The organism is Rhizobium sp. F40D2, assembly GCF_051810745.2.
Taxonomy (GTDB): domain Bacteria; phylum Pseudomonadota; class Alphaproteobacteria; order Rhizobiales; family Rhizobiaceae; genus Rhizobium.
The window spans coordinates 122,684-136,047 of record NZ_JBPWQX020000004.1 but is presented as its reverse complement, the minus strand read 5'-3'; the positions used below and the strand labels follow the sequence as shown (position 1 = coordinate 136,047).

At 58.6% G+C, this 13,364-nt stretch carries 15 protein-coding genes; 8 read left to right on the top strand and 7 right to left on the bottom strand.

Going from position 1 to position 13,364, the window contains the following annotated elements:
* The first annotated feature begins 63 nt into the window (after positions 1-63).
* The 5 genes from ACS4RS_RS29235 to ACS4RS_RS29215 all read left to right on the top strand — a co-directional run bounded on the left by ACS4RS_RS29235 (position 64) and on the right by ACS4RS_RS29215 (position 3,292).
* The gene (locus ACS4RS_RS29235) at positions 64-381 is read left to right on the top strand and encodes a TraR/DksA C4-type zinc finger protein (protein ID WP_439012472.1); all 318 of its coding nucleotides are present in this window, start codon (positions 64-66) and stop codon (positions 379-381) included.
* Positions 382-733: 352 nt separating this feature from the next.
* Entirely contained in the window at positions 734-1,681 is a 948-nt protein-coding gene (locus ACS4RS_RS29230; protein WP_439012471.1) for a universal stress protein, read from the top strand.
* 103 nt (positions 1,682-1,784) lie between these two features.
* Positions 1,785-2,279, top strand: coding sequence for an Hsp20 family protein (locus ACS4RS_RS29225; protein ID WP_439012470.1), 495 nt, complete (start codon positions 1,785-1,787; stop codon positions 2,277-2,279).
* A gap of 222 nt (positions 2,280-2,501) precedes the next feature.
* Positions 2,502-2,957, top strand: a complete 456-nt coding sequence (locus tag ACS4RS_RS29220; RefSeq protein ID WP_439012469.1) for a pyridoxamine 5'-phosphate oxidase family protein — start codon at positions 2,502-2,504, stop codon at positions 2,955-2,957.
* Positions 2,958-2,989: 32 nt separating this feature from the next.
* Positions 2,990-3,292, top strand: a complete 303-nt coding sequence (locus tag ACS4RS_RS29215; protein ID WP_439012468.1) for a hypothetical protein — start codon at positions 2,990-2,992, stop codon at positions 3,290-3,292.
* A gap of 208 nt (positions 3,293-3,500) precedes the next feature.
* Here ACS4RS_RS29215 and ACS4RS_RS29210 read toward each other — a convergent pair whose 3' ends face one another.
* Positions 3,501-4,334, bottom strand: a complete 834-nt coding sequence (locus ACS4RS_RS29210; protein ID WP_439012608.1) for a universal stress protein — start codon at positions 4,332-4,334, stop codon at positions 3,501-3,503.
* Between the two features lie 124 nt (positions 4,335-4,458).
* Between ACS4RS_RS29210 and ACS4RS_RS29205 the strand changes: the two genes are divergently transcribed.
* From ACS4RS_RS29205 to ACS4RS_RS29195, 3 genes are read left to right on the top strand one after another with little or no spacing between them, the layout of a single operon-like run.
* A complete protein-coding gene (locus ACS4RS_RS29205) occupies positions 4,459-6,069 on the top strand; it encodes an MBL fold metallo-hydrolase RNA specificity domain-containing protein (RefSeq protein ID WP_439012467.1) in 1,611 nt (536 codons plus the stop codon).
* Positions 6,070-6,372: a hypothetical protein gene (locus tag ACS4RS_RS29200; protein WP_439012466.1), complete on the top strand. Its 303-nt coding sequence runs from the start codon at positions 6,070-6,072 to the stop codon at positions 6,370-6,372.
* 20 nt (positions 6,373-6,392) lie between these two features.
* Positions 6,393-7,586: an acetate/propionate family kinase gene (locus ACS4RS_RS29195; protein WP_439012465.1), complete on the top strand. Its 1,194-nt coding sequence runs from the start codon at positions 6,393-6,395 to the stop codon at positions 7,584-7,586.
* Positions 7,587-7,976: 390 nt separating this feature from the next.
* Here ACS4RS_RS29195 and ACS4RS_RS29190 read toward each other — a convergent pair whose 3' ends face one another.
* The 6 genes from ACS4RS_RS29190 to ACS4RS_RS29165 form a co-directional block, all read right to left on the bottom strand.
* On the bottom strand, positions 7,977-9,239 hold the full coding sequence (locus ACS4RS_RS29190; protein WP_439012464.1) for an MgtC/SapB family protein: 1,263 nt from the start codon (positions 9,237-9,239) through the stop codon (positions 7,977-7,979).
* 370 nt (positions 9,240-9,609) lie between these two features.
* Positions 9,610-10,335: a response regulator gene (locus ACS4RS_RS29185; protein WP_439012463.1), complete on the bottom strand. Its 726-nt coding sequence runs from the start codon at positions 10,333-10,335 to the stop codon at positions 9,610-9,612.
* A 196-nt stretch (positions 10,336-10,531) separates the two neighbouring features.
* Positions 10,532-10,858 (bottom strand): hypothetical protein, encoded by a 327-nt coding sequence (locus ACS4RS_RS29180; protein WP_439012462.1) that lies wholly within the window; start codon positions 10,856-10,858, stop codon positions 10,532-10,534.
* A 129-nt stretch (positions 10,859-10,987) separates the two neighbouring features.
* On the bottom strand, positions 10,988-11,668 hold the full coding sequence (locus tag ACS4RS_RS29175; RefSeq protein WP_439012461.1) for an NnrU family protein: 681 nt from the start codon (positions 11,666-11,668) through the stop codon (positions 10,988-10,990).
* Between the two features lie 39 nt (positions 11,669-11,707).
* Positions 11,708-12,403: a helix-turn-helix domain-containing protein gene (locus tag ACS4RS_RS29170; RefSeq protein ID WP_439012607.1), complete on the bottom strand. Its 696-nt coding sequence runs from the start codon at positions 12,401-12,403 to the stop codon at positions 11,708-11,710.
* A 2-nt stretch (positions 12,404-12,405) separates the two neighbouring features.
* On the bottom strand, positions 12,406-13,356 hold the full coding sequence (locus tag ACS4RS_RS29165) for an SUMF1/EgtB/PvdO family nonheme iron enzyme (RefSeq protein WP_439012460.1): 951 nt from the start codon (positions 13,354-13,356) through the stop codon (positions 12,406-12,408).
* Positions 13,357-13,364 lie beyond the last annotated feature (8 nt).

The following is a 13,364-nucleotide window of genomic DNA, read 5'->3' as shown; positions in this document are numbered from 1 at the left end:
GATCAACGATGAATGGCCGCAATATGACACTATCGACAAGTCGTATAGCTGAAGGAGTTCGTCATGAACGACACGGAAAAATACTTGAAAACTATGAAGACGGACCTGCAGCGTCGGCTATCGGCGATTGACGCCGATCTTTCCGCCGCCTTGGATCCGGATAGCGAGGATCGCATCACTCAGGTCGAAAATGATCAGGTGCTGGCGGAAATGCGAAGAGAGGCGGGCGAGCAAATCGTATCGATCGATGCAGCCCTCGAGCGCCTGAAACGTGGAACCTTCGGTCGCTGCGTCAAATGTCTCGCGCCGATCGAGCCCGCTCGGCTGGATGCTATTCCTTACACGCCTTATTGCGTAAGCTGTGCTCGTACGTCGGGTTAGAATTGGAGTATCAGGAACTTGTCTCGATTTCGGCCGCGGCGATCGATGGGTGCTTCGACTGAAGCGCCCCTCGACGGCTGCCGGCCATGCCGCTGTCGTCCAGAGCGGCCCTGAATGCCCGGCTCTCGCAGTCTGCCAGCATCTCCCTTTTCACTCCGCCCGGGATGAACTCGCGGAACTCTGAATGTCCGAAAGCGCCGACAATCAAAATATCGGCATTGGGTGATATAGCCGCGGACTGAATGGCCACCGCCGGCGTTTCCCATGCGTCTCTACAAGATGCGCGCGGCTGGTGTCGTCGATAAGCTTATCGTCTGTCAGCGAAATCACCTGGATCTTTGCAACCGGCTCGATGACCAGTGCGCGCTGCGGTTCGGCTCCCGTGGCGCCAATTCCGAAATTCTCCATTGATGAGGATCAAAGCCTGCGACGGGATCCACAACTAAGCTCCAAGACATCAACTTGGGGGCAGGCGATGAACTGGAAAACGATTACCGCACATCTCGACGTCGATAGCGCGCCTGATCCCCGTTTGGAGTTTGCAATCGACTTCGCATCCAACTTTGGCGCGGCGACCTCTCTCGTATCGGCAGCCGAACCAGCTCAGATATTGGAATCCGGGCTGGCCATCGAGACTGCGGCGCAAATCATGCATACCGAGGTCGCCGCCATCGAAGCAAAGCAGCGGGCGATCTACGACCAGCTGAGATCAAAAGCGGCCGAGGGACTGCACGTCGAATGGTCGACATCGATGCTCGATCCGACGTCGTTTCTACTCGATCATCTTTGTGGGAGCGACCTCGCCGTCGTCTTCGCCTCGGATTTCGGGCAGCGCGCTGATTTCCGTCGGACGATCGATATCGGCCGTTTGCTCGTGTGCTCCGGGAGACCTGTTCTCCTTGCCGCTCACTCAATGGAGCCTTTCAAAGGAACGCGCGTGGTTGTTGCCTGGAAAAACTGCAGGGAGGCGCGTCGGGCCGTATCGGATGCCCTTCCAGCGCTTGCGAAGGCCGAGGATGTCGTCGTTCTCTCGGTGCGGGAGCAGGGATCCGATCGTGACTGGAGCGTAGGCGACGTGGTGCAGAACCTCACTCGGCATGGGGTTGCGGCACGAAGCCTGTACGAGGATCGTCCTTCGCTGAGCGTCGCAGCTGCAATCACCTCGGTCGCGCGCGGTCTCGAAGCCGATCTTATCGTGGCGGGCGCCTATAGTCACAACCGTCTCAGGGAATGGATGTTCGGTGGCGTCACGAGATCCCTTCTTGAAGATAATTCACTTAATCGGCTGCTTTCCAACTGACGTTCGAAAGCTGATTGATACCGGTCAAAGACCATTCGGCCGTTACATTGTTCAATGAAGTGCAGCTGCCGAGATCGGCGGCAATAACTCAAGGAGAAACGCAATGGCAGATACAAGAACAAAGCCACTGGCGAAGACAGAAGAAAAATCTGTTGCTCCATTCGAGCGGTGGAGGCCGTTTGAGAACCTTCGCGCAGAAATCGATCGTGCCTTCCACGAGTTTGGTCCAACGACGTTCGGTAGGATGCCAGCGGCGTTTTCGCGCGAGCTTCCTGCGCTCGATGTGGTCGAATCCGAGAAGAGCTTCGAGGTCTCCGCCGAACTGCCGGGCGTCGACGCCACGAACGTCGACGTGACGTTGGCCGATGGCATCCTCACGATCAAGGGGGAAAAGACCGAGACAAAGGAAGAAAAGGAAAAGAACTACTACCTATCCGAACGCCGTTACGGCTCCTTCCGGCGCAGCCTTGAACTTCCGCGCGGCATCGACAGCGAAAAGATCGAAGCGAATTTCTTAAACGGAGTTCTGAAGATCGTTCTGCCGAAGACTGCAGAGTCTCAGGAGAAGGATCGCAAGATCACCATCAAGACCGCCTGACCGGTTGCGTTTCCGCCGCGCGGATGGTGACACGTAAAAGGTGCGGCGGAGAAGGGGAGGGACGCGCGCCCTCCCTTTTTCCGTTGATGTCTTCTCCTCAATGACCCTTGTGGCAACGCCGGCGTTCAATTTCGTCCAGTCGATTACGGCATTGCGATTGGTCAATGCGCGAAACCCGCGTCGGCCTATAATCGTTGTGCGATCACCTGAAAGGAGCGCTCGATGTCACTAGGATTACGAGAACTCACACTGGCCGAATGCTATGCGGCTTTGGAAGAGGCGCGGTTTGGACACTTGGCCTGCTGCAGAGACGGCCAGCCATATGTAGTGCCGATCTATTTCTCTTATGAAAAAGCTGTGGCCTATTGTTTTACGATGCCTGGCCGCAAGCTGGAGTGGATGCGGCAAAACGACAAGGTTTGCCTTCAGGTGGATCAGCGGCTGGGCTCCGGCTGGACAAGCGTCATCGGCGAAGGAAAGTTCGAGGAGTTTTCCGATACCGATCTCTGGCGGAACGAACGCCTACATGCATGGGAGGTGTTGCAGAAGCACTCGGATTGGTGGGAAGTCGGTTCGCTGAAGCCGAAAGAGCTTCCGGTTCTCGCCGAGTCGCCACACATATTCTTCGGAATTTTTGTTCGCACGTTGTCGGGCCGCGCTGCCTTTAGAATTGACTAGAACGTCTTGGCGGCAAGGAGGATTTTGCGGCAATGACTTCCGCACATCGCCCGAACCCCTATCTGTTGCTAGACCCACGTAAGGCTGTTCATATTGTCGAGCTCAATGCAGCCTATGCCGACGCGACCATGACATCGCCTGGAAGCATTGCGGCTACTCCTCTGTTCGAAGCTTTTCCCGACAATCCGGAAGACCTGAACGCCGACGGCGTCAGTAAACTTTTTGCTTCGCTAAAGCGAGTGGGCGAAACAGGTGCCGCAGATGCGATGGCGATACAGCGCTATGACCTCGTAATCGTCAAGGTGTTTTCGTCACGAAGTTCTGGAGGCCGATAAATCGACCGATCTTCGATGACAAAAGTAAACTCGTTTTTCTGTTGCATCACGTTCAGGATGTCACCGAAGCGGTTGCGGCGCGAGCCCTCATAGATGATCATCGGCCCCATAAGGAAAGGGCCGACGGCTGATGCCTGTCGGCCGAATCGAGCAGTCATTTGGCGACCTGGCCAAAATACCGCTTGGACCGCGCCTGAGGTCGGCTTTGTCAATGAGCCATGAATATCGGCATCTTGGTTTCTTCGATCATGCTTCGCGTCACCCCGCCGAAGATCGTTTGCTGCCAGCGCGGATGGTTGTAGGCGCCCATAACGATTAGATCGGCGGCGACATCGACGGCATGCTGCCGCAGAACCGCATCAGCTGGCTGTCCGCCGCTGGCTATGCGATCCACCTGGACCTTGACGCCATGACGGGCGAGATAGGCGGCGATGTCGGCTCCCGGTTCTTCGCCATTTGCGCCGGGGCTTGCGACCGGATCCACCATCGTCACATAAACGGTGTCGGCCTGTTTGAGCAAATCAAGCGATTGACGCGCGGCGCGTGAAGCTTCATCACTCGAATCCCATGCCAGAAGAACTGATCTCGATGATGGATTCATCGCCCGCGTTCCACGATTGATGAGGATCGGGGTCGGCGTTCGGAAGAGCGCGCCATCAAGGATGCGCTTGCGCAGTTGCTCGTCTCGGGCAGCCTGCCGCCCGACCAGGACGACGTCGGCATAGAGAGCCCTTTCGGCGATATCTTCGTCAGCCCATGCGAATTCCGTGTAGACGTCCTGGACCTCATAGGAGATATCGCTTCGGCCGAGGATGGTCTTGATCTCCTCGGTCCGCTGGGAAAGCACATCGATTTCCCGCTGACGCTCCTCGAGCCAGACGGGCGAGATGACATTATACTCCCCGATGACCGGAGCCGCTCCGAGTGAGATCACCAATGCACTCAAATGCGCGCCTTGCGCTCCGCAAAAGTCGATTGCGGTTTTGAGATCTTCCTCGAACTGACTGACGCTGAGGATGCTAAGTATTGTCCTGATGGCCATCTCGATATACCTCTCTGGTTGGATATGGTGGAGGATAGCCGCCATGGCAGCGGGTTCCTTGACCTTTGTCAAAGCACTACTGATTTCTAGCCTGTAGGCTGCTTCTTGATTGAGAGGAGCAGCTATGGACATCCCAATTCTGGAATTTCACGGAGCTTCAGGTTCTGTCACCGGATCCTGCTTTCTTCTCAAGGTCGGCGGGGCGCATATCCTGATCGACTGTGGAATGTTCCAAGGCTCCAAGACGGAGAAGGAACTCAACTACAGGCCGTTTCCATTCGAGCCGTCGACCATCGATACGGTGCTTCTCACCCATGCTCACATCGATCACTCCGGCCTGCTGCCAAAGCTTGCCAAAGGCGGGTTCAACGGTCCGATCTACACGACGCCTGCGTCGGCCGATCTTTGCGCCATCATGCTGCAGGATTCCGGGCATATTCAGGAATCGGAAGTTCGTCATCTCAATCGCAGGAATCGACGACGTTCCCGGGAAACTGTGGAGCCAATCTACACAGCAGACGAGGCGCGCAGCATCATGCCGCAGTTTATCGCAGTGCGATACGGCGAGTGGCGCGAGACAACAGGCGGAGTAAAGTTTCGTTTCTGGGACGCGGGGCACCTTCTCGGATCGGCTTCCATCGAACTCGAGGCAAGCGGCGCGGATGGGCCAATGCGTCTGCTGTTTTCCGGCGACGTGGGGCCAGGGCACAAACTGTTGGAGAACCGTCCGCAAGCACCGGGCGGAATCGACTATCTCATCTGTGAAACCACCTACGGCGACCGCGAACGCGAGGAGTATGCGCTGAGAGAAAGGCGTATCCATTTGCAAAAGCTGGTTGCTCAGGCAAACCACTCGAGCGGCGTACTGCTCGTTCCATCCTTCGCGGTAGAGCGCACTCAGGAAGTGCTGACGGACCTTGTCGCGCTCATGGATGCCGGAACGCTGCCACGAAGCCCGGTGATTATCGATTCGCCGCTCGCCTCCAGGGCGACCGAAGCCTTCAAGAAACATGCTGGAAGCATGGAGAACGGTGCCGCCTTCATCCGAGCGCTCAATGCTCCGAATGTGCGGTTTACTGAGACCGCCGAACAGTCCAAGGCCCTCGACCTCGTAAAGGGGTTCCATATTATCATCGCTGCCAGCGGCATGTGCGAGGCAGGCCGGATCCGGCATCGCCTGAAGAACTGGCTCTGGCGCGAAGAGTGCACCGTTCTCTTCGTCGGCTTCCAAGCCGCCGGAACGCTCGGCAGGATCTTGCAGGACGGCGCGCCAACCGTGCGCATTCAGGGAGAGGAAATACGGGTCAGCGCGAAGATCGCGACCCTCGACGCTTATAGCGGTCATGCCGATGCGAGTGAACTCGATGCTTGGGTGAGCGAGCGTGGCCCCATCCGCAAGGGCATTTTTCTCGTTCACGGTGAAGACAGCGCCAGAGACGCGATGGCGAACAGGCTTTCCAAAACGCAGCACGTCGAAATATTGTCCCCCCGCCTCGACGATGCCTACGAGCTCAACGGCACATCTGCGCGACTTCTATCCAGGTCGGTCCCCGCGCGTCTCCCACCGGAAGAAATCGGGCGTCAGGACTGGCATAATGACTATCAGAATTTTGTCCTCAGCCTGAGCGAACGGTTGAAGGCTAAGGCCGATCGCAAAAGCCGTGACGTGATCCTCCGCAGACTTCAACGTGCGTTGGACCTCGACACTGATCAGAATGGAAATGGGAGGCCGTAGATGCTGTCGACGGAAAGAGACTTCAAACGAGGCGGTGAGCGCTTTCCTATTCCCTCGCAAGGTGAAGTCGAGGGCAAGCTTCTAATGTTCGAAGTGGTTGCGGTCACCTGCTTGCAAGAGCTACTGGCAGAAACGGATTCGCATGTGGTCTCCAGACTTCGCCGAAGGCTTATCCGCAATCTGAAAGAGAGATGTATTCCACTGAAGCTGTGTGCCGACGACGAAAAGGCCGCAAAGGAATTTGCGCTTCAGTTGTTGAAGGCAGCCCTGGAAGAAGCAGAAAACGAGGGGCATGCCGGCTAGGCAATACTTGAGGAGGTTCGATGAGCGCCATTGCAGTCACGTTCAACACCGGGTCGTCGAGCTTGAAGATCGGCGTCTTCGGCATCGAGGCAGGTCGGGCGCGGCCGTCGGCCAGAGGCACTTTGAAGATCGGCGAGGAAACGCGGTTCACGTATGAGGCCGGAGAAAGTGCTCAGGAAACCGAGCTGCCAAACGTCAGGCATGTCGAACCGGGTGTGATTTCCGAAATTCTTTCCCGTCTCCTCCCTCAAGGCTCGCAGCCGGCGGTAATTGGGCATCGTATCGTTCATGGGGGCCTCCAGTTCACTGGTCCCGTCCTGATGGACTCGGATGCTCAAACGCGGATCGAGCAACTGGTGTCGCTGGCGCCCTTGCATCTGCCTCCGGCACTGGAGATCATTCGAGCCGTTCGGGCGAAATATCCCGATGTGCCGCAGACCGCGTCTTTCGATACGGCATTTCATAGCTCTCAATGCAGTCTGGCCACACGTCTGGCCATCCCGCGCGAAATGCATGATGCAGGCATCCGCAGATACGGATTCCACGGTCTTTCCTATATGTCCGTTTCCGAAAAGCTTAGGAAACTGGATCCTGATCTCGGCTGCGGCCGGGTCGTCTGCGCCCACTTGGGGAACGGCGCGAGCCTCTGCGGGATGGTGGACGGCGTCAGCGTCGACACTAGCATGGGGTTTTCTGCGCTCGATGGGGTGCCTATGGCGACACGGCCGGGATCGATCGATGCAGGTGCCGTGATCCACCTTCTCCGGACCGAATTCCACGACGCCGATCGGCTCGAAGACTTCCTTTATCACCGATGCGGCCTGCTTGGCGTCTCCGGCGTGAGCGGAGACGTGCGGGCGCTCATCGAAGACTTCCACCCTGCGGCAAGGGAAGCGCTGGATCTTTTCTGCTTCAGGGTCGCCGGCGAGATAGGCAGGCTCGCCGTATCGCTGGGCGGCGTCGACGCAATCGTCTTCACGGCAGGCGTCGGAGAACATCAGCCGGAGGTCCGAAACGGTGTTGCGCGCCATCTTGCATGGATGGGACTCGATCTGAACGAGTCTGCAAACAAGGCGAATGCGACCGTCATCAGTGGCCGGCACAGCGCGATCACCGCCTTAGTCATTCCGACGAACGAGGAGCAGGTGATCGCCGACGAGGCGCTTACTGTTATCAATCGACACAGGACGATCGAGAAGCATCGAGCTTCGTGAGTCCCGCGACGACAATCGACGAGATCCATGATCTCAGGCAAGCGATCGAAATGCTCGACACCAGCCATGTCGGGGCGGTTCTCGTCGTGGACGGAGAAAGAAGCTTGGTGGGCGACCTCCTTTGCCCGGGCCCATCATGCGCGTCGGGTACCCACAAAACGAGACCGCGATTATGCCTTGGCAGGCTATATCAGTCCCGGCTAGCGCATCAAGCATGGGAAGGGCGAACTCGATTCCGAAATCGAACATGAGGTCTCCCGAGTTGCTTGTCAGCGCTTGCGCGACACCACAAGTGCGGTGAACCGAATAACCGTTGCCTATCACGTGCTGAGCCGGATCAAGCCGCCCCGGCGTGGATTGCACTATGCAGATGGGTTGCCGGTGAGCCCTTCACACCAGGAATAAGGCGGCGCCGCCCGCAAGTGTCGCTATGCCGGTCGTGATTGCCAGCCGAACCGCATAACCGATGCTTCCCGCCGTTGCCGCAAGACCGGTTTTCGCCAGAAGATTGGCGAAAGCGGCGACCGCTATAGCGTGCGCGGCCGCGGCCGGGGGCACGGTCTGCGACGACAGCTTCGCGATGGAGAGGGTTATCGCATCGAGATCGCCTAGCCCCGTGACGAAAGCGACCGCGAGCAGTGATTGCGTTCCGAAGACCGCCAAAGTCGCCCGCGTCACGATGGTCACGACGGCAAGCAGAAGCGCAAAGCGAATGACGACCATCACTTCCAGCGGATTCCGCGGCGAAAAATCGGAACCGCCATCGGAGCGCCGCGACAATCCGGTCAGGCCGCCGGCCATGGCAAGGATCGCGGCAGCCGGGCCGAGCGATGCCGCAAGCTCCCTCAGTATATCAGGCGCGATGACGCCGCAGATCAAAAGCACCCGGCTCAGGGATACGGCTCCGGCCAGCATCGCTCCGGCCGAAAGCAGCGGCGAGAGGGCGGGCGTCTGCGTCGACTGGCGGGCGAAGGAAAGCGTCAGCGCCGTCGACGAGACGATACCGCCGCAGGCCCCGGTCAGCAATATTCCGGCCCGGGCGTCGCTGAGCCTGATCATGACGTAACCGGCGAATGAAACCGCGCCTATCAGGATGGTCATCATCCAAAGCTCGAAAGGGTTGATCGTCTGCCAGGGATCGACCGCCTCGTCGGGAAGAATGGGAAGAATGACGACGGTCATCGTCAGCAGGATCAACGCGGCCCGCAATTCGAGCCAAGTCAGTTTCCGGAGGAATCCATGCAGCGGCTCCCGCGCCGCCAGAAGCGCAGTGATCGCGACGGCACTCGCCGCCGTCGCCGTCATATCCGCAACGACGGCGCCAAAGCCGAGCGCGAAGACCGTTATCGCCGCGATGGTGCCGGTCGCGCTGTAATCTTCCTCCCGTGCTGCCTGCAGGCGGCTGAAGACGAGGATCGTGATACAAAAGAACACGAAGATCGCCGTCGGCAGGATCGGTCCCGTGACCGGCTGCAGGAAACCGCAAAAGCCGCCGAGGAAGCTCGATAGGCCATAGGTGCGGATGCCGGCCACTCTCTTGCCCGGCGCAGCCTCGCGTTCGCGCCATCCCCGCTCGATCCCCACGAGGACACCGATCGCAAGCGCCAGGCTGAGCCTTTGGAATGCCTCGGTCGTTACCAATGAGATCATCATCCGAGGGTCCAGACATTGCCAGCCCACCCGCCCTCGCGGGAACTTCTGCCCAATATGCCACGACGCCCGTGCATTTCGATCTCCTTATCCATGAAATCCAACCGCGGCCGTGCCACCTGGATCATTGCGACAGATCAAACTTGCTCGTGCGTTCCCAGTGTGGATCGATAGGAGCCCTGCATAATTTCCTAAATCGGAAAACATTCAAGAAAATTATGCAATAATTCAAAGTGTTACAACGTCAGCGCGGACGAATCGTCCTGACCGATCCGAAACTGGACGCCGGTCAGTTGCAGAGTGAGGCAGGATACGCGACCGGCGTCCAGATCGAGGAGAACTGGCGGGCGTCAGCCGCGCCATCTCCGAACGGTCAATCCAGCCTGGCAGTGAAGACATAGCCGACGCCGCGCACGGCCTTGATGAATTGCGGCTTCTTCGGATCGGTCTCGATCTTGCGGCGCAGCCGGACGATCTGGGCATCGATCGTGCGGTCGAAAGCCTCGAGGTTTCGGCCCCTGGTCAAATCCATCAGTACGTCGCGGGTCAAAACCCGGCCGGCATGCCGCACGAAGGTCGTCAGCATATCGAATTCGCCGGTCGTCAGCTCGACCTCCGCGCCCTCCGGATCGAGAAGCTGGCGGCGACTCAGATTGAGCTTCCAGTCCTCGAAGCCAATGATTTCCTCGCCGGCCGCTTCGGCATTGCGCGGCGAAGCTTGCCGGCGACGCAGGATCGACTTCAGTCGTGCGTGGACTTCGCGGAGATGGAAGGGTTTGGCGATATAATCGTCCGCGCCGACTTCGAGGCCGACAATTCGATCGACGACATCGTCCCGGCCCGTCAGCATCATGATCGGGACATCGGACTGGGCGCGGATCTCGCGGGCGAGATCAAGACCATCGGTCCCGCCGGGCAGGACCAGATCGAGCAGGATGGCGTCGAAACTTTGCTGGCGCAGCCGTACCCGCATCTCGGTTCCGTCGGAGGCGGAAGAGACGGTGTAACCCTCCTCTTCGAAATAACGCGTCAACATCTGGCGAATGCGCGGATCGTCGTCGACAACGAGCAGATGCGCGTCATGCTGAGCTGTTGCCATCGTCCATCCGTCAAGCCGTTGCTCGTTGCAGGTCCTATCCAGTGGCATCGTCTTTAACATGCTCGCCGTCCCGGTGTCATCAGTGGCCGGGCAGTTGTTCTCATCGGCAACAGGAAGGAATGAAGCCGAAGGGCGAGGGGCCTCGGGCTACGCCGACCCCATAAAGCTGATTCGATTGCGCAAAAAAACTCCAGCTTCAAACCGGAAGAGGTCGGTATGCCACTTCTGCGCCCGCTGACACTTCGGATGATTGCCACGCGTGGCGCCATCTGCGGACATCATTTGCGGTAATCAGAAGTGAGTCACCGCCCGTCGCCTTCGAGCAGAAACAGCTCGCCGCAATATCGCAGAACATGTCGATGTATTCGAGAAGGCGCACTTCGGTTGCGCGAGGCGGCGAAGCGACTGACAGCAATGCGCGTCGTGAGACGACGACGATTTTCATCTCGGCGCCGAAACGCACATCGATGCGCCCAGACTTGTCCTTCGCGTTCAGGCTTGCTGCGACGACTTCATACGGCATTCAATCGCTCCTGTTATCGGCGGCCGCCGCGTTGCTTCCAAATTTCTCTCAAGTTACGACGTGAGCTGAAACAGACTTTGACCTTAATCAATGCGACACCGCCTTTGTCGCTGGCGGCGGCGGTTCAGTTCAGGCGAAGATGGCAATGGGGTCGGCGCCGAACATCGAGGCGTGACCTCCCGAAAACAGCAGCCACACCGTCAAAGCCGCGGTGGCCAGGACTGCGAGCAGAAGCGGCATGTCAATCGTCGACTGTTCTCCCTTGAAATAGGCAGCGAGCGGCCAGACCGAAGTGTGTTCCGCCAGGTTTGCCCAGGCGCAGCCGAGGCGTCGTTTCGCGCGCTTTTCGGTCATTGGAATTGTGCCCAATGAAAATGCGGCAAATCCTCCGAATAGCAGCAGCGATCGCAAATCGCCGTTTGCGGCGATATGGCCGGCCGCCCAGGAAGCAAATCCCAAAAGAACGGGATGTCTGGTGATTTTTGTGACCGAGCCAAGCATCGGCGACGAGTTCAGGGTGATGGAAAGAGGATTGGCGCTCAAAAGTCCTGAAATCACCAGGAAAATGCCTAGGGGAGCAAGCATGAACGTAACGGCGGCATTCCACGGCCGCAGGTCCCACAACGGTATGTAGTCCATGGCGAGGGCCGAAGAGAAAACCCAGATCAATGCCAGAGTGGAGACGGTAGAGTAGCCGACAAAATAGACCGCCCGGCCGACATGGCGGATCAATCCGGAACGGATGATGGGGATTGCCGGAATGGAGTGAAGCGCAACGAAAAGCGCGAAGGCGGCAAGAAACATGGTCAAATTCATTTTCCTGGTTGGCCTGGGGATTGCTGATCGGCATTAATCCCGCTCGCCATCGGCAAGATTGAGAAGTTTCTGAGGGTCGGTTACCGTCAGCTTCTGCCGGCCGCCCTCCACCATTCCCTTCGCTTCCCATGCGCTGAGAATTCTCGACACTGTATGCAGCGTCGTTCCTGTCATTTCGGCGATGTCTTGGCGTGATATCGGGAAATCGATACGAATGCCGGTTTCGACCGGCCGTCCCGCCTGTTTGGAAAGCCTGAGGACGGCGTGGGCGACCCGCTTCTCCACTTCTTCTGTCGACATTTCTCGAATGCGGGTGTGGGCCTCCTCCAGCCGCTGGCCGATCGTCTGCATGGCGGTAACGGCAAGGCGCGGGTTCTGTTCGACGAAACGCGCCCACATGTCCGTCGGCCAGCCGATGACGAGGCTTTCGGCCGCCGCCATCGCCGTCCCCGGATAATCCTCCCTTCGTAACGCCATCGCAAAGCCGAACAAGTCGCCCGGATGAACCATCCGTACGATGATCTGCTGTCCGTCCTGTGTCACCTGCGTCACCTTCAGGCGGCCGTGCAGAAGCAGGAAGAAGAATTTTGCCCGAGCGCCTTGTTCGAAAACCGCATCCCCCTTGGCGACGCGGCGCGGGGCGGCGTGCTGCAGCATCGCGTCGAGATCGGTATCGGTCATTCGCTCGAAGAGCGGCAACGATTTCAAAATCGTCCGGTCAACTTTCATCATCATCCTGCTCTGCCCTGGGAGGGCGTCGCCGCTTCGAACATGTCCGTCATTGCCCGTCTCGCGAAATCTTTCAGGCTTTCCAGAAAACCCGGCCGCCGCACGAGCCGGAAGCCGAGATTATCGGGAGGGCTTCCGACGGAGCATCCGCCGCCCTTCGGATTTCTTACGAAGCTGCTCATCGGCGCCCGATGTTTGCCGGCGGCGATCATGATGCCGCAGGTCCCGGGATCTGGATTCTCTGAACGGTCGTTCTTGCCGAGATCGATGCGCTTGTTGCAGGTCGAGGTCCATTCCCAGACATTGCCGGCAAAGTCCACCAGACCGGTTTGGCTGACGCCGAAAGATCCCTGTGGCTGAGGTCTGGGATTGATCGACGCTGCCCTGCGCGCTTCGCGTTCGTAGTCAGCGAGCCAGCGGTTTGCGGGGTTCTTGTCGTTCGGGTCTATGCCGAGGGCATCGTCGGGAAAGCGGTCGGCGGCGGCATATGCCAGTTCGACATCGCTCGGCAGGCGCCATTCGGCGCCCGTGCGTTCCGATAGCCAGGCGGCATATTGGATAGCATCGTCGTAACTGATGCCGGTTACCGGAAGCTCGTCCTGCGAGACGCTGCTTCGACCCTCGGCCGGCGCACAGCGGTCATCCGCCACGCAGCGGTTATAGTCGCCAAGCGTTGTCTGATACTTCATGATTTCGAGCGCGGACGTCAGTCTCATCTCAAGCTTGGGCGCGTCGACGGCCAGGCCGTTGCGGAAATATTCAGCGGCGTCGCGATAGGCGAAACTGTGCGGTGCAACGACGATCGTCTGCGGGGCAGCAAACGCCAGGTGGGAACCTCTGGTCACGATCAATCCCGATTGTACCGCGACAGCGGCCGAAAGGGCCGCGAGCAGCACAAGTGGAATTGCTATGGAGATGCCTGAAACGGGTTCGATCGCAGCATTCCTGGCCATGATTTTTT

What these genes read in the sequence shown, in the direction of transcription:
- ACS4RS_RS29235 (WP_439012472.1), top strand. Translation starts at nt 64, where the DNA reads ATGAACGACACGGAAAAATACTTGAAAACTATGAAGACGGACCTGCAG.
- ACS4RS_RS29230 (WP_439012471.1), top strand. Translation starts at nt 734, where the DNA reads ATGACCAGTGCGCGCTGCGGTTCGGCTCCCGTGGCGCCAATTCCGAAA.
- ACS4RS_RS29225 (WP_439012470.1), top strand. Translation starts at nt 1,785, where the DNA reads ATGGCAGATACAAGAACAAAGCCACTGGCGAAGACAGAAGAAAAATCT.
- ACS4RS_RS29220 (WP_439012469.1), top strand. Translation starts at nt 2,502, where the DNA reads ATGTCACTAGGATTACGAGAACTCACACTGGCCGAATGCTATGCGGCT.
- ACS4RS_RS29215 (WP_439012468.1), top strand. Translation starts at nt 2,990, where the DNA reads ATGACTTCCGCACATCGCCCGAACCCCTATCTGTTGCTAGACCCACGT.
- ACS4RS_RS29210 (WP_439012608.1), bottom strand. Translation starts at nt 4,334, where the DNA reads ATGGCCATCAGGACAATACTTAGCATCCTCAGCGTCAGTCAGTTCGAG.
- ACS4RS_RS29205 (WP_439012467.1), top strand. Translation starts at nt 4,459, where the DNA reads ATGGACATCCCAATTCTGGAATTTCACGGAGCTTCAGGTTCTGTCACC.
- ACS4RS_RS29200 (WP_439012466.1), top strand. Translation starts at nt 6,070, where the DNA reads ATGCTGTCGACGGAAAGAGACTTCAAACGAGGCGGTGAGCGCTTTCCT.
- ACS4RS_RS29195 (WP_439012465.1), top strand. Translation starts at nt 6,393, where the DNA reads ATGAGCGCCATTGCAGTCACGTTCAACACCGGGTCGTCGAGCTTGAAG.
- ACS4RS_RS29190 (WP_439012464.1), bottom strand. Translation starts at nt 9,239, where the DNA reads ATGATGATCTCATTGGTAACGACCGAGGCATTCCAAAGGCTCAGCCTG.
- ACS4RS_RS29185 (WP_439012463.1), bottom strand. Translation starts at nt 10,335, where the DNA reads ATGGCAACAGCTCAGCATGACGCGCATCTGCTCGTTGTCGACGACGAT.
- ACS4RS_RS29180 (WP_439012462.1), bottom strand. Translation starts at nt 10,858, where the DNA reads ATGCCGTATGAAGTCGTCGCAGCAAGCCTGAACGCGAAGGACAAGTCT.
- ACS4RS_RS29170 (WP_439012607.1), bottom strand. Translation starts at nt 12,403, where the DNA reads ATGAAAGTTGACCGGACGATTTTGAAATCGTTGCCGCTCTTCGAGCGA.
- ACS4RS_RS29165 (WP_439012460.1), bottom strand. Translation starts at nt 13,356, where the DNA reads ATGGCCAGGAATGCTGCGATCGAACCCGTTTCAGGCATCTCCATAGCA.